Consider the following 19,607-nt stretch of genomic DNA (forward strand, 5'->3'; position numbering starts at 1 on the left):
GTGACTAAATCCATGATCAAAAACTCCGTGGCTTTGGGCTTTCGCCTGTGACAAAGCCATGCGGTAAAACAAGATTTAATTCTTTTGTTGAGATATGTTTAACGCCTACCTCCAATGCCTGTTCATGTAGCATTTCAAGGTTTGTTGATACCCGTCGTGTTGAACCACGCACTGCAACAATTAACTGTTCCAGAACACTTGAATCAATTTCAATGCTAGGTGCATAAATACGGCTTAGTTGAAATGCATCTTCAAGATCAGAAGCTAATGCTGGAACCCAATTCAATACTCGACCATGAAAGCGTTCCCATTTTTCTAATTTTCGTGCTAGCAGTTCTTCTCCAATGATTAAGAATGTCCCCTGACTGGCTTCATACAAATCACGAACAATCTCAACTTTCGAGCTATTCACCAGATGATCAAACTCATCAATAATTAATGGACGACCAGACTTTGCCAGTTCAGCACTGGCAAGCTCCATCATCTCGCTCAATGTACCTGGCATAGGAATACTCATTTCACGCAATAACGCTTGAGCAAAAGCTTTCTTGGTATAAGTTGATTTCACTTGCACATAAAAAGCATTGGTTTTTGTTGCCACATAGTTAGCAGCAGTTGATTTACCAAACCCACTTGGGCCATAAAATGCAGATATGCCTGGCAGTAGAGGATTACGCTGTAAAGTACGATTTACCGCTTCATAGCACTGTGCAATATTACGAATATTGGCAATACCGCCATTCATAGCGATGTTATTTAAAACAGGATTGACATTTGCAGTCATTTAAATCACCATATTTGTGTAGATTGAATTTTGTGCTGGTACTGTCATACCATCACGACACCTGACGACGCTCTAAATACGTTTTGAGCGTTTCGTCATCTAAACTAAGTTGTTTGAATTTTTTGGACATTTGGAACAGAGTCCAAAAATCCTGATCCTCTTTTGATATTTCCTCCGCGTTATTTAAAATTTGTTCATCAATGAACATCCAGCGTTCTACAGGCGTATTGAAAACCTGCGCTGTTTTGTCATCTTTATCTTTGGGTAAGTTCACATCTTTAAAATAGATCCGTTCTTCAGGTTTAGGCTGGACAGGTAATGCTTCTAGTTCTGTCATCAGCTTTTGGCGTTTAATCTGGTCAAATGGAATAACATTCTGATTTTCAAGATGCTCAATCACTTTTTGTGGGTTCAGTTCTGCAATTGCTTCAGCTTGCTTAACAGCAAGACGACGTAAACGACCATCCGCACGTTTTTCTCTGGCCTGTTCGATCACAGTTTTCGGGAAGTAATCACGTTTGTTGTGATTCCAAATTGCGATACAAATCAGTCGACCATCCATATCGCGGACTGTGACTTTTTCAGCACAATGAATGTCATAACCGACCTGGACTAATTCATCGTGATACTGCTCAAGATCACGGTGAAAATAACGATTGCTAAACAACTCAATTTCACAACGACGTACTTTGCGTTCAATTGTTGGTCTAAAGAAGTTCTCTAAATCCCAATCATCAACTCGGTCAATCGGTTGCTCTTGATCTAACGCTGCATTCCACATTTCTAACGGGGTCATATGACGGCTTTTCATCGTCACAGGATCAGTAATCCGTTTAAGACTGCTATGCGGTTTGTTGTTATAGGCATCGACAACATTGGCGGCATAATTCACAAAATCAGTCCACGACATTAAAGACTTGGATTGACCAAACTTAATAATCTCGCTACGTGTCAGCTTGTGCGCTTTATTACTGGCTTCAGCATCCATGTCTTTACCAATGTATGTTGGTAAATTCTTAGCAGCCTTCACCCAAAGAGTCTGATGACTACGTTCAATTAGGCCTTTGGCTTGAGAGTTATAAGGCAATGCATGGCTTACTGTGACGTTTAAACGACTAAGAATCCCATTCGCCCGACCTTTGAGTAAGTCATTTTTATAGCCCGAACCATTATCGACATAGAAAATCGCAGGGATGCCACATTCAGTTGCGCTCATGCGGATCGCATCTAATACAGCCCAACGGTTTTCAGACAAGTCAATTGACCAGCCGACAATCCGTCGTGTTGCAACATCAATGATTGACGTTATTTCAGGTCTAAAGGGCTTACCATGAATCGGATGTGCAATTTCAGCATCAAAGCAATGACCATCCGCTGTATAAACATCGGTAGCGTACATATTTGAAGTATCGCGACGGATAAACCCTTTGATATTCTTGAGTTCACGCGCACCCATACGTCCTTTCTGCAAATCGACGTTACCCATTTTTTCATTTAAAAAACGATAGGCTTGAGCATAGCTTGGACATTGAATGTTGTTTTCCAGATAACTAGGAAGTACTTCCAGTACAGCAGGCAAAGTCGGCTTTTGTGGTTGCCCCCAAAGCTTAAGTAACGCTCCCGCCCATGCAGGTATGGAGCTAGTACGTTGTTTCGGCGCTAATACACTCAAAATATTGATTTTGTGTTTCTCAGCATCTTCAACGGCTTTGATCCAATCAAATACAGTACGTCTGCTCACGTGGCGATCTTCACCCGCTTTGGCATTTGCTTTACGAACAGCTTCCTGCATTTCACCTGGTAAATTTTTAGATGCTGCATCGAGGATGAATTGCTCAACAGCCTTAGTCTTTTTAAGACCTGCTTTAACTTTCTGGTCAATAAATCTCACAACAAACAATCTGTTCTCAGCAACTTCACGTTGCCAGTCCATTAAATCATTTGGGTTTTGAAAATGATTAGGTTGGGCTGATACAACTGTATTTAGTTCGCAATTTACCAATTCAACAGCATCATTTTTAACTTTTCTAATAACAACCAACTGTTTTAGTTCGTCATTTAGTTCGTATTCACGCTTTACACCCCCTTTCCCTCTACTTGCAACTTCTCTATACTTGAATTGCTTGCTTAAAACGTATTTTTCTAACCCCCGACGAGTCGTTGGCAAACCAGCCAATTCAAGTGCTTGTAAATCAGCTATGCTGTAATAGACCTTCATTTACAATCGCTCTTGTTATAACGTGGATAAATACGCTTGTTATCTTCAGTCCATCTTTCTGGAAATAGCTCAAATAAAGGCTTTTCAAGAAATTGAGAGATAACTAGCTCCGCTTCTTTAGTAGGTTTGACTAAAGCACTTCTTAAAGAAGATTCAGGCATTTGGTGATCACGTGCTAAGGCTGCAAGGCTTTTACCTTTTCTGCATATTGCAGCTTTAATTGCATGTTTATCCCAAATTTGTTCGCTTGGGCTTTGTGCTATCGCACCCATAAGAACTCCTTAACCCGTGCCTAATGGCATTTTTTTAGCTCGTTAGAATCAACGTTTGTTGAATCTAACGATAGATTAATTCGTAATTTGTTCGTTGTAAATAGTTCGTAATTATTTTTACGAACAAATTTTTAGGGTTTAATCACAAATGACTGATAAAAAAAGAAATTTAGATGTTCGTTTTTCTGATTTTAATTTCGACAAGTGTTCGCAATTTAAAGAATTTAAATACGAACATCAAATAACACCAATTCAAAAGCGAATGTACTTTTTAATGGTGCATAGCAAAATGCCACGTGGAGAAAATGAATCTTTATATGGGTGGACGGGTAGAATAGGTTTATCCAGATCAACTGTTTTTGGTATTTTTAATAAAGGCAACAGCACAATGCATAATTCTGTAGCAAGTAAAATTTCTCTAGCTACTGGTGCTGATGAGGATTGGATTCGACATGGCGCTGGAGTACCATTTCCAATCTATTCATATGATGAAATTATTGAACGGCAGATTGAAGAGTCTATTGAAGAAGATGGCTTAGTTATTTCGACCCAAATTGATAAGCCAAAATTACAGCAAGCATTTGAAACAACAGAACAAGCACTTAAAGATCAACATAAAATTATGCAACCAGGTGCAAAGTCTGAGTTTATTGTAATGCTCTATACAGCATTAATTGATATTTCGGCTCAACCTTTTGACAATCAACTACTTAAAACAGCAATTTTTAACCTGGAAAATGAATTAGAAAAAGCACGTCGTTCTATGTCGCCTTATAAAAAAACTTTATTGATAATAGCTATTTACACGTTATATATTGGTGATGCTTCAAACAAAGAAGCCATTGAACAAACAACAATACAACTGGTAAGGAGTGCTGCTTAACATGCCCGAAAATAACTTAATCCAATTCTTCAACAACAACACAGAAGATAATCGCCAACAGCGCACGACATTGAAAGTAGAAATCAATGGGTGCAAAATTGAATTGGATGTATACGGAAAAGATGCTGGCGAAGCCCACAAAATATTTGAATCATGTCTAAAGACGGCAAGCTCCGTTCCTGACAAAAAAATTTAGTGCAGAATAAAACCCAAAAAAATCTCTATTCCCCAGAATCCTCATAATTTAGTGCAAAAAAGTGGGTAAAGCCCTGATCCAGCTTTACCCACTTTAAAAAATCCGCAAACTCTTACAGCTCAAACGATCCATCCCACTCCATCCCACCAGTTCCCACACAGTCCCACATCATTTCAGTGCAGAATCAATTAAAAGGTCACACTCTCATTTAAACGAGCTAAGATTTACAGCTGTTAAAATTTTTTTTGATTTTCTGTGCTATTCAAATATTAAAATAAGCTATATCCTTTGTCATCAATCGAAGTTCGGCCAACTCACGCTTTGTCATCTTTGAAATATAGTTTTCCTAATGCGTAAAATAGAATTACTGAATTTCTTAAGATAAAGAAACTTATTTAGATACGCTTCAACTTATAATTTAAAACAATCATAGAGTTTAAAATACATATTAAGACCAAAATAAAATATATTAAAATTCAAAACCTTATAAACAATAAAACTTTCCACATGATCTATTTTATTAAATATTAGAACTATAGATTAAGTTCATATACGACCATTTTTTGCTATTAATTACGAAGTAATAAAATTTGTTAATAGGGATATTCATCGTGAATCAAGCTCATCATCACATTACTGACGTAGCAATTTTGGGCGCAGGTCCTGTTGGACTTACAATTGCAAACTATTTAAGTAAACAAGGCATACAAGTCACTGTTATTGAACAGCTTGATCAACTGATCGACTATCCTCGTGCAATTGGTATTGATGATGAATCTTTACGTACCATCCAGTCATTGGGATTAATTAAACAAGTTTTGCCTCATACCACGCCCAACCATGCTATGCGTTTTTTAACTCCGAAAGGGCGCTGTTTTGCAGATATTCAACCTTTAACACGTGAATTTGGCTGGCCACGTCGCAATGCATTTATTCAGCCACAGGTTGATCGTGTACTTTTAGAAGGTTTGGCTGCCTATCCAGAAAGCAAAATTCTTTTTTCACGGCAATTAGATCAGTTTAGTCAAGATCAAACCTCTGTCACTCTAAACTTAACCCAAAAAGACAGATCCAAAGAAACTATTCAAGCACAATATCTGATTGCTTGTGATGGGGGGAACTCATTTGTAAGACGTCACCTCAATATCAATTTTGAGGGTGAAACAGCACCCAATCAATGGATTGTTATCGATTTAAAAAACGATCCTTTAGCAACCCCTCATGTTTATTTATGTTGTGATCCTGTCCGTCCCTATGTTTCCGCAGCACTCCCGCACGGTATTCGCCGCTTTGAATTTATGGTTATGCCTGGAGAAACGCAAGAAGAACTCAGTAAACCTGAAAATATTAATCGCTTACTTAGTAAAGTACTTCCACATACCAATCATATCGAAGTCATTCGTCAACGTGTCTATACTCACAATGCACGTATTGCTGATCGTTTCCGTGTTGACCGCATTTTACTGGCGGGTGATGCAGCGCATATCATGCCAGTATGGCAAGGTCAGGGATACAATAGTGGAATGCGGGATGCTTTCAATCTTGCATGGAAAATAGCATTGGTTATTAAAAAGATTGCAGGATCAGAAATTCTGGATAGTTATCAAATAGAAAGAAAAGATCACGCTCAAGCTATGATTGATTTATCGGTTATGGCAGGCCATGTACTCGCACCCCCTAAAAAATGGCAAGGTGTTGTGCGTGATGGGATTGCTTATATGCTTAATTATATTCAACCCATTAAGCGTTATTTATTAGAAATGCGCTTTAAACCCATGCCAAAATACCATGAGGGTATTTTAGTTTCAGATTCAAATAAAAAAACGCCCGTTGGAAAAATGTTTATTCAACCCTACGTTCAACTTGAAAATAAGACACAAGTATTGCTTGACGATGTAATTGGTAATCAATTTGCAATACTGGCCTGGGGAGTAAATCCGACCTGGGGCCTATCTGAAGAAGTAATGCAAAAGTGGGAAAAATTAGGCGTTCAGTTTATTCAAGTCATACCATCATTACAACTGGATGATCCAAATCGAAAATCCATTGAAAATGTGACTACGATTGGTGAAATTGGCACTGAAATACGTTCATGGTTCGGACAAACTACTCAATCTATGGTGATCCTGCGTCCCGATCGCTTTGTAGCAGGGCTTGCAATTCCGCAAACGGTCAACAATATCAGTGAAAGACTCTTTGAAAAGATGCACTTAATTTAAGTAGTAACTTAACCTTTAGCCACTCTTATAGAGTGGCTTTTTACTTTATCCAGTAAAATCCAGATAAAACTGTTTTTTCAATACCTCTAGAATTAATTCTATTGCATTATTTACTTGGTCCTTGCGATAAGAAACATATAAGCCAATCATGGGTAAAGGTTCGACCGTTTTTTTAACCACAATTTTATCTCCCAATAAAGGAATTACATATTGAGGGACTAAACTCCATCCTATTTCCATTCCAACCAAATTAACATTGAGTAAAATATTGGTTGAATGCTGCACAATAGGGACATTCAGTTTATTTTTCTTAAAAAAATCTTGAATAATGCGATAAAGCTGTGGAGATGACCCTTCATTACAAATTACAAAATCATGTTGTTCAAAACGTTTAATGCTAATTCGTTCGTGCTCTACTTCTGCTGAGTTTTTAGGAATAATTAATGTCAATGGTTCCTGAAACACTTGAATAGAGGTGATGTCATCTGATTCAAAACCGTAACGTGTAAACGCGATATCGATCTCCCCTTTTTTTAACGCATTTAACTGTAAATCATCCGTTAAACTATGAAAATCGATTTTTAATTCAGGAAAATGGGCACGAATATTGGGTATGATGTAAGGGAAAATTTTCATTTCGGCGACTGGAACAACGCCTATATTGAGTTGTTCTTGCTGTTCTTTGGCCACTTGTCGGGCTAAACTCACTGCTCTTTCCGTGTGTTCCAAAATAATCAAAGCTTCTTTAAAAAATACGTCTCCTGCCTGTGTGAGTTCAACTTTACGTTTACTACGAATAAAAAGCTGAACACCTACTTCTTCTTCCAGATCTTTAATCTGTTGACTTAGCGAAGGTTGAACCGTGTGCATGCGTAAAGCGGCTTTGGTAAAATTTAGTTCTTCTGCTACTGCAACAAAATAGCGTAAATGACGTAATTCCATATTAATCCCTGACGAAAGCTTGCCTGCTCTGATGACATATTAGACGATATAAAAGTAAAGTACCGAGTACCATCCATCCACAAAATTGATAGGTCATCTCATACCCTATGCGCGCAATCAGCAATCCCATCACGACGGAGCCAATTGCCATACCCAGATCGAACAAAGTAAAAAATGTTGAAACAGCATGACCAATACGCTGTTTTTCAACCGACTGAATCGCCATAGTTTGAAAGATAGGAAAAAGAGAACCATATCCGACACCGATAAAAACAGCGGCTAACCAATAGATCCATTGAGACTGCATACAGCCAATCAAAAACAATCCTATTGAAAAACAAATAAAGGAAGGATATACCACTGAATTGGGCCCTCTTAGGTCATACGAGTGTCCAATCCAAGGGCGCACAATCATCATGGAAAGTGCAAAAATCATAAAAAAGAGGCTGGTTGCGGCTAATAATCCTTTGGTTTCACTATAAACACTAATAAAACTCATAATGCTTGAATAGGAAATAGCAGTAAACAAAGCAACCATCCCCACTGGAATAACATTTTTCTCAAAGATATCTTGCAAAGTGATCTGGTTCAGTGTGTTCTGAATTTCAGCTTTAGGCCCAGACGAAACTGGAATAAAAAAGCAAAAAATCAAACCCAAGCAAATAATGAAGTTAAGTAAAACAAATAATTGATAAAAACTTATATATTGTATGGCAGTCAGTGCAAACAACGGGCCCAAGACCACCGCGAGATTGGTCGACATTACGAAATATCCCATTCCCTCGCCTTTTCGTTGCTCTGGAATAAAATCATTGACGACAGGTACAGTAACGGTAGTCAAAATACTGAACCAGATTCCATGCATAAAACGCACCCCAAGTAACACCCAAAGCTGATCGGCCCATAAATAGGTAAATGCAAACAGTACAAATAATACGGCTGTTCCCAGTAATGCGTACTTTTTACCTAGGCGTTCGATGATCAGACCAGAAAAAGGGCGGGTAAGAATAGAAGAAATCAGGAATAGTGTTAATGCTAATCCAGCCTGACTTACAGAACCGGAAAGTTCTTTTAAAATATAAAGTGGCAGTACTGTTAATAAAGCATAGTAATAAATGAATAAAAACAAATTATTCAATATACAAAGAATAAAACAACGATTCCAAAGTCTCTGCGTTACAACAGGATGCATCTTTTCCTCAATATCATTGATATTAAAAATTCAATCCATTTGGTCAAACTAATATTAGCTTCTCAGAATAATAAGTCGACTTACGAAAACGTGGATTGATATGGAAACCGAATGAAGCATTTTAAAAACTGTTTCATTCGGTATATTGAGTTGAAATTATGCGGCGTGTTTAAGCTTACGAATGACAATCAACATGAATAAGGCGGAGATAATAATTCCTGGTATAGCTGCCGAAATTACACCTGCCGCACCGCTACCCATAGCCAGTAATTGACCTGCAATCGCAGGTCCCAACATTGCACCGATGCGCCCTACAGCCGCAGCGCTGCCAATGCCTGTTGCACGAATTTCGGTTGGATATACAATGCTACCGAAAGCATATAAAACACCTTGACCACCAATGGTAAAGGTGCCCATCAAAGCCGCTGCTGCATACATAGCAGTTAAACTACTTGCACCATTTAAGCTAAATAGACCCGCTAATATTCCGATGTACATTAAAATAATGACATAGGCTTTATTCCAGCGATCCATCAGGATTCCCAGAACCACCGTACCAACGGCCGCCCCCATTTGGAAAAATACCTGAGCCATGCTGCCTTGCTGACGGGAAAATCCAAGCTCCATAAACAATGAAGGTAACCAGCTCAACATGATGTAAACCACCATCAAGGTGAAAAAATAGCTGGCCCATAACAAAAGCGTCTGTCCCGCATACGGTTTTTTAAACAAATCCTTAAAGGCTGCTTGGGCTTGCTGGCTAGATTTATCCTCTAATTTTGTTCTTAAAAATTCTTTAGATTCGGGTAAAAACTTAATCATGATCGGAATAACAATCAGTGGAGCTAATCCTCCCACGTAGAAAATCGTTTGCCATTGACCGTTGCTATCGTAAGCGGCCAAAAGAGAGACTAAAATCGCACCGATAGGCATACCGCAATACATTAAACCGACTGCGCGACCTCGTTTTTCTGGTGAAACTGACTCAGAGACCAAAGCAATCAAATTCGGCATAGCCGCACCAAGGCCAGCTCCAGCAAGAAAACGAACCAAGAGTAAAGAATAAAAACTATTCACCCAAACCGTACACAGTGTGAAAACGGCAAAAATAGCAACCGACCAGATTAAGATCATTTTTCGGCCGACGACATCGGCATATCGTCCGCCCAATAATGCACCTGGAAGTAAACCTAAAATACCGGCACTAAAGAAAATGCCCAGTTGTGAACTACTTAAACCGAAAGATTCACGAATACCAGCGGCTGCGATTCCAGCAGCCTGAATATCAATACCTTCAATAACAGCAATGAGAAAACAAATTGCAATTGTAATAACAGAGTGCCTTTGTCCTGCACGATCCATAGAAAAGTCCTTTTCTAACCCTAGAGAAACTCATCGATGATCATTGATTAATTTTTATAAAGACCATACTAGCCTTAAGTTTGATAAAGCGAAAACAGCCGCTTATGAATGTTCCACTTTTCTCATTTATCAAATTGAGTTTTTATATAAAAATTATCTAAAAATTTAGTTTTAGATTTAAATCATGTTAAATTACAAAGTGTTAAAAAACACACTAAATTACTCAATTTTATATGATATAAAAAAACGTTTATTCACTCGATAAAATGGTTGAAAGACTAAGAGCTAAAAACGATCATAAGATTCAAATTAAATATTGATCATTTTCCGAGTACATTTCTTATTTTAAAAAAGGGACACATTATTATCTTGGTAAATTAAACTATATTGTTAAATATAAAAAAACCATCCTACTTTGGGTAAGATGGGTGTTTAAAAGACTTAAAAGCTCAATTGAAAATTTGGTTTGAGCGTTTATGCTAAACCCAGAACCCTCTTAATTAAATAAGTTTTTTTAACTCTACGGACACATCCAATAATTTTTCCTGATTAAATGGCATAGATTGAGACACCATTTTCTTTAAAAAACGGACATCTTTACCCTGATTAACCGCAATTCCCGCGACGATAATACCGTCATTAACACCAAATAAAGTGAATTTAGGGAGTTGATTTTGCTCAGTGTTCATATTGCCACGGACATACCATTCTTCTGCCAACATATCACCGACAAATTGATAGTTGTGATCGAATTGATCTGTCCAAAACCATGATGGACTAGCCAACGGATGTTCAATGCCCATCACATGACGTGCAAAAATACCTGCCTGATGATTCGCATTTTCCCACGTTTCAATACGGCTATATTGTCCATTTGCACGCAATTGAGTCGCGACATCTCCCGCTGCATAAATATCTGGATGAGAACTTTGGCAATTTTCATTGACTTTAATTGCAAATTCGACATCCAAACCGGCTTCGCTTGCAAGTTGCGCATTTGGAATAATACCGATGCCATAGACGATTGCATCAGCGACCAATTCCTCACCATTTTCTAAAGTCACCGCAACGCTTTCATCACGTATAGAGGCGCTGGAAATTTTGGCATTTAAGCGAATATCCACACCTTTTGTCTGATGCTGTTCAAGCAGAAATTGACGAATAATATCGGGCGAGCGTCCCATAATCATAGGACTTTGTTCAAGGACTGTGACTTGGCAATCTTTAAAACGCGCACTGGATGCCAACTCTAAACCAATCACGCCACCACCGACCAATAAAATACGTCGACCGGCATCAAAGACAGGAATTAAAGCTTGAGAGTCTTCAAGATTACGCAAAGTGTAAACATGTTTTCCCAATGCATCTAACAGTGGAAAACGTCTGGCTGCACCACCTGTTGCTACTAACAACTTGTCATAATGAATCTGTTCACCGTTTTGTAGTACAACCTGATGCTGGTCTGGCAAAATGCGTATCACTGCATTATTACGAATCATTTCTACGTCGAGTTCATCAAGTTTTTCTTGTGACAAGATTTCGACTTTAGTCTGATCCGGTTTTAAAATAGCATCTTTAGATAAAGGTGGACGTTCATAAGGTAAATGTACTTCATCACCAATTAAAATAATTTTCCCATTATATTGGTGGCCACGTAACTCCAAAATAGCACTTGCACCTGCCTGCCCAGCTCCCACAATAACAATAGTTTGAGTATTCATCCGTCTTGTCCTTTATTTCAACTCAGCAGACACTATGCCAAAACCGGCAATCCATTCACTGATTGCTTCATAGCAATGGATGGTCATGTCATATTCGCCCAAGGTCTGTAAGGCCGCAAAAGCAGCAATCCATGTACGGACTTCTTGTCCCCCCCGTCCACCATCACGACGAATTTCATCTTCACTCATCGCTTCCAAGGCTGCGAAATCGGCACGTTTGAAAGTTTCCAATAATTCCCGATCCCATTCTGGATTGAGTGGAACCGCAACCGATTGATCACCAGCGGCAAGACGTTGCCCAACAGAAATGATCTTAGCCTGACGATTTTGACGTGCTTCGGGGGTTGGATTCCGCCCAGCAATCAAAAACTCCTCAACTTCAGGTGGAGCTGAACCCATTTGTGGCGTCGGCGGATCGTGTGACAGGCCACCTGTTCCCAAAATCAAAACACGTTCATTTTCGGCATTCAGGGATTGAATAAAGGCTCCCACCGCACGACCCAATGCAATCACACGTTTAGTCGTTGGCATAGGCGCAGCCGCCCCATTAATAAAGATAGGAATCGTTGGATAACGATCAAGCTCACCATTACATAAAAAATGTAAGGGTTGAGTCACACCATGGTCAGCCTGCATACGATATGAGTAGGCAACATCCACGCCTTCGTCCAAGACTTGACGAATGAGTGCCAATGACGTTTGTTCGGGAACATTTAACTTTCCAGGACCATAATCCCAATCGCCTGCTGCAGTCGCACGAACACCAACACAAAAACTTGGCATCAAGTCATAGAAAAAACCATTAAAATGATCAGGCCCAAAAGCAATGATCAATGTTGGATTATAAGTGCGTACTTCAGCAGCCATTTTTTCAAAGGTCGCACGAACTAATTGTTCCTGACGTTGTTCCGCTGGAGATGCAAATTCCATTAAGGGACTATGCGAAGCACAAATAAGTTTTACAGTCATGGTGGACTCCGAAACAGAGGTAAGCGTATTGCTACCTGTTTATTCCTTTAAAATCAGCAGTAATTTATAGGTCAAAAAATCCAGCATTGGCCTGACGTAAACCACGAATCCCTAAACCACAATCAGCATTAATAAAAACACCCGACAATGGACGGTTATTTTGGCGAGAAGCCAATAACACGTAAGAGCCCGTCATATCTTCGGGTTCTGGTAAAAATTTGAGTGGCATTCCCTGACCAATTTTCTCTGGATCACGTACATCCAACAAACCCGCGTTTTCTTGTCCTAGAGATGCCGCCCCTTTTACATTGACATTCATACCAGAAGGCGCAACAGCATTAACTCGTACTTTTGGCGCAAGTTCATAAGCCAACTCACGCACTAAACCAACCCCTGCATGCTTGGATGCGGTATAAATTGGGCCACCACCTGATGAGTAAAATGCAGAATTGGATAAAGTAAAAATTATGGAGCCTTCGGTCTTCAATAATTCATCCAATGCAGCTTTTGCGCCCAGCAAATAACCTTTGGTATTAATCCCCATGATTTCATCAAAGGCTTTATCCAGTTGTTCACCGCTCATCTGAACAATATCTGCATAATGATCCCAGATTCCTGCATTGCCGATAAAACAATCCAGTTTTCCAAAACGTTCAACCGTCGCCTGAACTGCGCGAACATTGTCCTGAAAATTAGCAACATCGCCTGCCACAGCAACAATTTTGTCACCATAACGTGCGACCAATTCATCGACTTTGGATTGTGAACGTTGCAATACACCTACATGTGCGCCTTCTTGTAAAAACCGTTCAACCAGCGCTAAGCCTAGTCCTGAACCACCGCCAGTAATCAGGGCAACTTCACCTTGTAACCATCCCATGACTATGCTCCCACCAGTTCAACATACAAAGCACCATCTTCAATCACGACAGGAAATGTCTGTATTGGATCAGTGGCGGGTACACACTGGGGAACACCTGTTTTTAGACAAAATCGTGATGCGTGTAATGGGCACTCCACCGTGCCATCATCTTCCAGATAACCTTCGGACATCGAAGCATTACCGTGGCTGCATTTATCGTTCATGGCAAAAAAATCACCATTAAAATTGAAGACTGCCAGTGCCGCGATACCCTCCAGATTGCAATCTACTTTTACGGCTTCACCTTCTTCCAGATCATCAACCTGACAAACAAAAATTTTATCCATTAGAAAAACACCGTAATATTATGGGAAATCAAGGTTGCCTGATCGAGGGTAATATCGCGTTTGGCAATCATCCAGCCCAAGCGACTATTTTCGTCTCTGCGAATCAGGTCAATACGTTTACCCACATAGGTCAACACATCTTTTTCTTTTTGTGAGCGATACAGCAGATAGTTGCTATATACAGCATATTCATTTGCATGTTCTGTGGCTTCAACTCGAATATTGGTAATCAAATGACGAGTACGGGATGGAGGTTCTTCTGACCACGACATACCGGTTTCTAACTTCGCAACACGGCGTTCCAGTACAAATTTGTCGTCGTGATAGATCCAGGTGGACGGTGGTGAAATACATTTACGACGATCACGGGTTTGCGCATTGGTGGTCGTTTTAAGCGTATATAAAATGTCTTCACTTAAAATATCCAGCCAGTCACGAAACTTCCAATCATCCAGTAACTGCGCTTCAGCATATAGAAACTGGCTTAGATCATGGTAAAGTTCCACGCTGATCGAGCGCCATACAGGTTGAGGTGTTAACGTTTCAACTATCTGATTCATTTTACAAGCTCCTTCTCATCAGTTTTAGCTGATTTGCTGAGTAGTCCCTGCTCATATGCTTCATCTGCACGTTCAACATCTTCCCATTTTTCATGCATCAACAAATTCGCCCAATGACGATACAATCCACGTGCGGCTGTTTCAGAGAACACATGATTGGTAATACCCGGAATACCGTCTTCACGATATTGTTCATTACCCAGACCCATTTCCATAATCAGCTTGCTTTGACGGGCTTTGTAGCCGCGTAAAACTTTCTGAATCTCAATCCAGTTTTCACCATCGTCAGCTTCTGCAAAGCCAGAAGGTCCAAATGCACGGCATGCATTGAGTTCCATTGCTTCTTTAATATGTTGTGGGGCTGCTTTATCGGTAATACAAAATGCCCAGACTTCCGTTTTATCTGGCCCGCGTGGATGCCAAATTCGCATGGTCGTCATACCATTTAGCCACGATAAAGTGGGAAACATATTGTTATGCCCAGCTAAACGCAGGGCGCGTGTATCACCAAGGCGTTCTTTTGTCTCTTCATAAGTTTCACGGAAATAATCGGCAACTTGACCATCCACCCAGAAATTTGCATCGGGTTTTTCAGTCAGGAAAAAACCTGAACCGTGACCACGTTGCCCATACTGCACGCAACTTTGGGCTGTTTCCCAGACTGGACGCGCTGTTTGTGCTGATCCTAGTGCTTTTGATGACTCATCATTTGGCTTACCACCTAAGACCTGAACTGCTGAAGCATGCGAATACGGTGCATGATATTGGTCCGAAGCAAACTGTTCTGCTGCAAATTTCCAGTTACAGTTAATTTCCCATTTATGGATCCCACCAATTACTTCGGAACCACCTTCACGACGATCAATCATGGCATCTAAGTACCAAGCAATATCGCCCATGTAAGTGCGTAAATCAGGAGTATCTTCTGCCCAACAGCCAAAGACCAAACCCTTGTAACTTTCAACACGCGTTACTTCCTGAAGTCCCCATTTTTCTTTACAGGCCCCCTGTGGAAATGCAATATTTTCGAGTGGAATATCCTTTAATGAACCATCGATTCCATAAGACCAGCCATGGTATGGACAGGTAAATGCACGGGTATTTCCACAATCCGCATAACTGACGCGCATGGAACGATGGCGACACTGATTTAAAAGTGCTTTAATCGAGCCATCTTTCTGACGAGTAACAATAATCGGATCTTCTCCCATATAGGTATTAAAAAAATCACCCGCTTTGGGAATTTGGCTTTCATGGCAAAGAAATAACCAACAACGACCAAAAACACGTTCAAGCTCTAATTCATATAAATGAGGATCGGTATAGATAGATGGCGAGATACGTCCATTTTGTGCATCGACTAATGCATCGATTTCGCACACATCAATTTTTCCATTCATGATAAGCACTCCTGCTGTCGCCAAAAAAGCACAACGTAAACATTCAATCTGAGTGGATAATGATTTTTTAAGACTTTTAAGTGAAATATTTTATTTGTTTCAATTTAGACGTTTTATGAATTACTCATCCCCAGAGTTAACCACTAGACTTAGATCAGACTGATACACAACAGTGATTTCACAAACGGAATTTATCGTTTTTTATTTTTTACTTACTTTGGCCTACCAGAGCAAAGTGAAATTCAGGATTTAGGATCACCCTTGATATGGAATTACGTCACCTACGCTATTTTATTATGGTTGCAGAAGAGCTTAACTTTAGCAAAGCTGCCTTACGTCTCTATACAGCCCAACCGTCTTTGAGCCAGCAAATTAAAGATCTCGAAGATGAAGTTGGCGTTAAACTTTTACACCGTACTAAACGCAAAGTAGAACTGACTGAGGAAGGCAGTGTTTTTTTAGAACAAGCACGGCTGACACTGGCTCAAGCAGACAAAACCATTGCAATGGCCAGACAAGTATCTAAACTCAAAAAACAGCAGCTCACAGTGGGTTTTGTGCCTGTGGTTGAAATGAAAGTTTTTCCCTATGTGCTTCCAAATCTGCGTATTCAGAATCCTGAACTTAAAATTTCATTACTCAGTATGAATAATACCGAACAAATGGAGGCACTAAAAAAAGGTGAAATTGATATTGCCTTTATGCGGGATAATTTAAATACGGACGAAATTCAAAGCCAATTTGTTCTACGGGAGCCACTTATTTTATTACTCCCTAAGGATCATCCATTGACTAAATACGATCGCGTACCTATCAAAGCGTTGCATCATATTGACTTTATTATTCCTGCATCAAAACAGTCAGCTGTTTTACATAAAACAATTTTAGAGTTTGCTGAATTACATCATATTAAATTAAATATTGTTCAACAGGCCGATAATATTCTATTTAATATTAATTCGATTGGGATGGGACTAGGTTGCGGTATTTTACCTAGCTATATTGCCCCATTGACATTGAATAATATTGTGACACATCCTTTAGATGTAGATTTACCTCATCTGGATTTATTTGTCAGTTATCGTAAAGATGCCGTATCAACGGGAGTAAAAGCGTTTATTGATTTACTGAGTAAAGTTTTTTATTTAGATATTAATAGAATCTAGCTTTTATTAGGTTATACCAAAGTCTATATATTGATAATGAATGATTAGAACGAAATATTTTTCGTCCTAATCTTTTTAGGATTTATGTCACATTATGTTTTGCTAAATATTGTTTAATAATCTGATTAAACTCATCCGCTTTTTCAACTTGTGACCAATGACCACACTGACTAAAAATATGGGCATCCGCATAAGGTACAATATTTAAAATATCCCATGTACGAGACACCGGAATCACCACATCCTGTACACCATGAATCAGTAAAACAGGAATATCAATCGTCTTCATTTTGTCAAAATCCAGCGGAAACTCAAAACGATCACGATCACGCGCACCGACTACATCCATCAGACGATCGGATGCATAATCATTTTTAGCTGCATTAAAACGGACTTTGACCAGTTCGTCAGTGACCAATGATTTATCTACCACAAACATTTCCAGAGTTTTGCGGATACCCGATTCAGTCAACTCAGGATTAGCATGGGCTTTCAGTGCTGCGGTTTGTTTTGCTCCACCTGTACCCATTGAAACGATGCCTAGCACACGCTCTGGATAATCCATTACAAACTGAAATGCTAGCCAACCACCTAAAGAATTCCCGACTAACCATGTTTTTTCTATGCCCAACGCATCCAGTACGCGCACAGCATGATCGACCCATGCCCGAATACCATAAGCTGTGCCTTCTGCAACCACAGTCTGACCATAACCAATAGAATCAATCGCAATACAGCGAGCCTGTTCAGCAATTTGCGGTAAATTCAACCACCAATTTGCTGCGGCTGATACACCTGTTCCCGAACCATGCAAAAATAAAAGTGGGGTGCCTTCGCCTATCTCATGATAATGCGTCAATTCACCTGCTGCTGTTTCAATCCATTTATCTTCCAGACCAAAAAAAGGATCTGTTTTATATTCGGGGATTTGCACTGTACCCATATCATTCCTCGTGTCATTTCCAAAGCATGCTAAAAAACAGCTGCCTTAAATCAGTGGATTTAATGTCCTTACCAGACCATCTTACTCGCTATTTAACGACTAACTGATACTTCTTTATGATCAGTTGAGACAAAAAAAATATTAATAACCAACTGTTATTTAAATAAATTTATTGATTAAAAAGTATAAGTGTAAGTCGTTGCAATACGATGTTCCTGTAAGTCGCTCGGCTGGCCTGCAATATTGTCAAAATCGACATTAATGTACATCCATTGGAACCCTAGACCTTTCAATTTTCCTTCTGGAACTACATAGTTCAAAATAAAATTGAATTCGGCTTCCTTACCTTTGCCAGTTAATGCACTGGATTCGTAATTCGAGTTGACATCCCAACCATGCCAATATTTTGCAGTCGTTTTCAAACCTTTTAGACCTAACTCATTAAAGTCATAGCTATAGGTAAATCCAACTGATTTTTCATGTTTACGGACGAAGCTGACCACAGACCAATTGTCCAGATAGGGCTGTGGCACCCAGCCTGCAAGTGATGGAAAGTAAGGTGCACCTGTGGCTGCACTTCCATTTTGGCCCTGATCTCCAAACATTTGCTGATAGGACAAACCAAAGCTATGAGCGCCATACGTCAACATTGAACCAAACGATAATGCTTGATTGTCAATATCTCCATATAAGGCATCACCAGACTCAGCATTGTCAAAAAGACGTATATGCGTATCAAGCTTGAATCGATCATAGTTATTTTTATAATTCATACCCAAATAATTTTGGCGATAGATATTGGTAACATCTCCATAAAAGTAACTTGCAGACCAATGATTATTAAACTGATAATCTATGCCCGCAACGTACATACCATCGGTTTTTCCATCATTATTCAAAGGCTTTGGCCATAGCCCAAAATCCATAGGCTGATTTTCATAACGCGCATTAATACTATCCAAATAACCTAATGTTAATTTAGTATTTTTAATGTCTTTAGACTCTAACCATACCCCGTTATAAGTCGTTAATAACTGGCGTGAAGGGTCAAATACCACCACAGGTGTAATAGGCAAAATCTCACCGACCCGCAATTCGGTCTGGCTTATTTTGGCTTTGAGTGTAGCCCCAATTTTACCAAAATCACGGTCTTGCTGACCTGTGCCCGTGCCTGAAACACCGTTATAGGGTAGTACCCAGTCTGCATTGCGATCACGGCCATCCAGACGTACCGCATACTGGGCCAATACATCTATGCCCAGTTGCACATTACCGACTTGTGCATAACCAGATTTAGCATCCAATGTGGCTGCCTGTGACCAGCTTCCCCAATTTTTTGCTGGTGTAGTGTTATATTGACGATCCAAATAAAAATTTTTAAATTTAAGCTGAATTTGACTATCTTCAATAAAGTCAGCAAAACTAGTCGTTGTAGCTGTGGCAGTCATTGCACACATTATTGCTGTCCATAATGTTTGACGATACATCGCGTATTTTCCTGAACATTCCATGTGGAGAACGGCTATGATGCTGAACTCTATTTTTTTGAAAAATTCGACTAGAGTATTAAT

Annotated in this window: 18 protein-coding genes; 4 read left to right on the top strand and 14 right to left on the bottom strand. The window is 39.6% G+C overall.

Features of this window, described 5'->3' with window-relative positions; genetic code table 11:
• Window positions 1-16: 16 nt before the first annotated feature.
• From IAE20_RS04805 to IAE20_RS04815, 3 genes are read right to left on the bottom strand one after another with little or no spacing between them, the layout of a single operon-like run.
• Window positions 17-784: an AAA family ATPase gene (locus IAE20_RS04805; protein ID WP_200481321.1), complete on the bottom strand. Its 768-nt coding sequence runs from the start codon at window positions 782-784 to the stop codon at window positions 17-19.
• A 52-nt stretch (window positions 785-836) separates the two neighbouring features.
• On the bottom strand, window positions 837-3,002 hold the full coding sequence (locus IAE20_RS04810) for a Mu transposase C-terminal domain-containing protein (RefSeq protein ID WP_200481323.1): 2,166 nt from the start codon (window positions 3,000-3,002) through the stop codon (window positions 837-839).
• A complete protein-coding gene (locus IAE20_RS04815) occupies window positions 2,999-3,274 on the bottom strand; it encodes a helix-turn-helix domain-containing protein (protein ID WP_200481325.1) in 276 nt (91 codons plus the stop codon). Before IAE20_RS04815 ends, IAE20_RS04810 begins: the two co-directional genes overlap by 4 nt.
• Window positions 3,275-3,422: 148 nt before the next feature.
• Here IAE20_RS04815 and IAE20_RS04820 point away from each other — a divergent pair, with 148 nt between their 5' ends.
• The 3 genes from IAE20_RS04820 (at window position 3,423) to IAE20_RS04830 (ending at window position 6,572) form a co-directional block, all read left to right on the top strand.
• The gene (locus IAE20_RS04820; protein ID WP_200481326.1) at window positions 3,423-4,157 is read left to right on the top strand and encodes a hypothetical protein; all 735 of its coding nucleotides are present in this window, start codon (window positions 3,423-3,425) and stop codon (window positions 4,155-4,157) included.
• A gap of 1 nt (window position 4,158) precedes the next feature.
• Window positions 4,159-4,353 carry a hypothetical protein gene (locus tag IAE20_RS04825; RefSeq protein WP_200481328.1) on the top strand — a complete coding sequence of 65 codons (195 nt, stop codon included), beginning with the start codon at window positions 4,159-4,161 and terminating at the stop codon, window positions 4,351-4,353.
• Window positions 4,354-4,964: 611 nt separating this feature from the next.
• The gene (locus tag IAE20_RS04830; protein ID WP_200481330.1) at window positions 4,965-6,572 is read left to right on the top strand and encodes a bifunctional 3-(3-hydroxy-phenyl)propionate/3-hydroxycinnamic acid hydroxylase; all 1,608 of its coding nucleotides are present in this window, start codon (window positions 4,965-4,967) and stop codon (window positions 6,570-6,572) included.
• 45 nt (window positions 6,573-6,617) lie between these two features.
• Here IAE20_RS04830 and IAE20_RS04835 read toward each other — a convergent pair whose 3' ends face one another.
• The 9 genes from IAE20_RS04835 to hcaE all read right to left on the bottom strand — a co-directional run bounded on the left by IAE20_RS04835 (window position 6,618) and on the right by hcaE (window position 15,927).
• Entirely contained in the window at window positions 6,618-7,514 is an 897-nt protein-coding gene (locus IAE20_RS04835) for a LysR substrate-binding domain-containing protein (protein ID WP_200459691.1), read from the bottom strand.
• 1 nt (window position 7,515) lies between these two features.
• Window positions 7,516-8,706, bottom strand: a complete 1,191-nt coding sequence (locus tag IAE20_RS04840) for an MFS transporter (RefSeq protein ID WP_200481332.1) — start codon at window positions 8,704-8,706, stop codon at window positions 7,516-7,518.
• Between the two features lie 156 nt (window positions 8,707-8,862).
• The gene (gene mhpT, locus IAE20_RS04845) at window positions 8,863-10,068 is read right to left on the bottom strand and encodes a 3-(3-hydroxy-phenyl)propionate transporter MhpT (protein WP_200481334.1); all 1,206 of its coding nucleotides are present in this window, start codon (window positions 10,066-10,068) and stop codon (window positions 8,863-8,865) included.
• Window positions 10,069-10,568: 500 nt separating this feature from the next.
• The gene (gene hcaD / locus IAE20_RS04850) at window positions 10,569-11,789 is read right to left on the bottom strand and encodes a 3-phenylpropionate/cinnamic acid dioxygenase ferredoxin--NAD(+) reductase subunit (protein ID WP_200481335.1); all 1,221 of its coding nucleotides are present in this window, start codon (window positions 11,787-11,789) and stop codon (window positions 10,569-10,571) included.
• 12 nt (window positions 11,790-11,801) lie between these two features.
• Entirely contained in the window at window positions 11,802-12,758 is a 957-nt protein-coding gene (locus IAE20_RS04855) for a 3-carboxyethylcatechol 2,3-dioxygenase (RefSeq protein ID WP_200481336.1), read from the bottom strand.
• A gap of 64 nt (window positions 12,759-12,822) precedes the next feature.
• Window positions 12,823-13,638, bottom strand: a complete 816-nt coding sequence (gene hcaB / locus IAE20_RS04860; protein WP_200481337.1) for a 3-phenylpropionate-dihydrodiol/cinnamic acid-dihydrodiol dehydrogenase — start codon at window positions 13,636-13,638, stop codon at window positions 12,823-12,825.
• A gap of 2 nt (window positions 13,639-13,640) precedes the next feature.
• The gene (hcaC, locus tag IAE20_RS04865; protein ID WP_200481338.1) at window positions 13,641-13,967 is read right to left on the bottom strand and encodes a 3-phenylpropionate/cinnamic acid dioxygenase ferredoxin subunit; all 327 of its coding nucleotides are present in this window, start codon (window positions 13,965-13,967) and stop codon (window positions 13,641-13,643) included.
• Window positions 13,967-14,527 (bottom strand): 3-phenylpropionate/cinnamic acid dioxygenase subunit beta, encoded by a 561-nt coding sequence (gene hcaF, locus IAE20_RS04870; protein ID WP_200459698.1) that lies wholly within the window; start codon window positions 14,525-14,527, stop codon window positions 13,967-13,969. Before hcaF ends, hcaC begins: the two co-directional genes overlap by 1 nt.
• On the bottom strand, window positions 14,524-15,927 hold the full coding sequence (hcaE, locus tag IAE20_RS04875; RefSeq protein WP_200481339.1) for a 3-phenylpropionate/cinnamic acid dioxygenase subunit alpha: 1,404 nt from the start codon (window positions 15,925-15,927) through the stop codon (window positions 14,524-14,526). Before hcaE ends, hcaF begins: the two co-directional genes overlap by 4 nt.
• Window positions 15,928-16,193: 266 nt before the next feature.
• Here hcaE and hcaR point away from each other — a divergent pair, with 266 nt between their 5' ends.
• Entirely contained in the window at window positions 16,194-17,093 is a 900-nt protein-coding gene (gene hcaR / locus IAE20_RS04880; RefSeq protein ID WP_200481340.1) for a DNA-binding transcriptional regulator HcaR, read from the top strand.
• A gap of 82 nt (window positions 17,094-17,175) precedes the next feature.
• Here hcaR and IAE20_RS04885 read toward each other — a convergent pair whose 3' ends face one another.
• Together IAE20_RS04885 and IAE20_RS04890 are read right to left on the bottom strand one after the other, a co-directional pair.
• The gene (locus IAE20_RS04885) at window positions 17,176-18,036 is read right to left on the bottom strand and encodes an alpha/beta fold hydrolase (protein WP_200481341.1); all 861 of its coding nucleotides are present in this window, start codon (window positions 18,034-18,036) and stop codon (window positions 17,176-17,178) included.
• A gap of 176 nt (window positions 18,037-18,212) precedes the next feature.
• A complete protein-coding gene (locus tag IAE20_RS04890) occupies window positions 18,213-19,523 on the bottom strand; it encodes an OprD family outer membrane porin (protein ID WP_200481342.1) in 1,311 nt (436 codons plus the stop codon).
• Between the last annotated feature and the right edge of the window lie 84 nt (window positions 19,524-19,607).

This window comes from Acinetobacter sp. S54 (assembly GCF_016624945.1).
GTDB lineage: Bacteria > Pseudomonadota > Gammaproteobacteria > Pseudomonadales > Moraxellaceae > Acinetobacter.

What these genes read in the sequence shown, in the direction of transcription:
- IAE20_RS04815 (WP_200481325.1), bottom strand. Translation starts at nt 3,274, where the DNA reads ATGGGTGCGATAGCACAAAGCCCAAGCGAACAAATTTGGGATAAACAT.
- IAE20_RS04810 (WP_200481323.1), bottom strand. Translation starts at nt 3,002, where the DNA reads ATGAAGGTCTATTACAGCATAGCTGATTTACAAGCACTTGAATTGGCT.
- hcaC (WP_200481338.1), bottom strand. Translation starts at nt 13,967, where the DNA reads ATGGATAAAATTTTTGTTTGTCAGGTTGATGATCTGGAAGAAGGTGAA.
- hcaR (WP_200481340.1), top strand. Translation starts at nt 16,194, where the DNA reads ATGGAATTACGTCACCTACGCTATTTTATTATGGTTGCAGAAGAGCTT.
- IAE20_RS04820 (WP_200481326.1), top strand. Translation starts at nt 3,423, where the DNA reads ATGACTGATAAAAAAAGAAATTTAGATGTTCGTTTTTCTGATTTTAAT.
- hcaE (WP_200481339.1), bottom strand. Translation starts at nt 15,927, where the DNA reads ATGAATGGAAAAATTGATGTGTGCGAAATCGATGCATTAGTCGATGCA.
- IAE20_RS04890 (WP_200481342.1), bottom strand. Translation starts at nt 19,523, where the DNA reads ATGTATCGTCAAACATTATGGACAGCAATAATGTGTGCAATGACTGCC.
- hcaB (WP_200481337.1), bottom strand. Translation starts at nt 13,638, where the DNA reads ATGGGATGGTTACAAGGTGAAGTTGCCCTGATTACTGGCGGTGGTTCA.
- IAE20_RS04805 (WP_200481321.1), bottom strand. Translation starts at nt 784, where the DNA reads ATGACTGCAAATGTCAATCCTGTTTTAAATAACATCGCTATGAATGGC.
- hcaF (WP_200459698.1), bottom strand. Translation starts at nt 14,527, where the DNA reads ATGAATCAGATAGTTGAAACGTTAACACCTCAACCTGTATGGCGCTCG.
- mhpT (WP_200481334.1), bottom strand. Translation starts at nt 10,068, where the DNA reads ATGGATCGTGCAGGACAAAGGCACTCTGTTATTACAATTGCAATTTGT.
- IAE20_RS04835 (WP_200459691.1), bottom strand. Translation starts at nt 7,514, where the DNA reads ATGGAATTACGTCATTTACGCTATTTTGTTGCAGTAGCAGAAGAACTA.
- IAE20_RS04825 (WP_200481328.1), top strand. Translation starts at nt 4,159, where the DNA reads ATGCCCGAAAATAACTTAATCCAATTCTTCAACAACAACACAGAAGAT.
- IAE20_RS04885 (WP_200481341.1), bottom strand. Translation starts at nt 18,036, where the DNA reads ATGGGTACAGTGCAAATCCCCGAATATAAAACAGATCCTTTTTTTGGT.
- IAE20_RS04840 (WP_200481332.1), bottom strand. Translation starts at nt 8,706, where the DNA reads ATGCATCCTGTTGTAACGCAGAGACTTTGGAATCGTTGTTTTATTCTT.
- IAE20_RS04855 (WP_200481336.1), bottom strand. Translation starts at nt 12,758, where the DNA reads ATGACTGTAAAACTTATTTGTGCTTCGCATAGTCCCTTAATGGAATTT.
- hcaD (WP_200481335.1), bottom strand. Translation starts at nt 11,789, where the DNA reads ATGAATACTCAAACTATTGTTATTGTGGGAGCTGGGCAGGCAGGTGCA.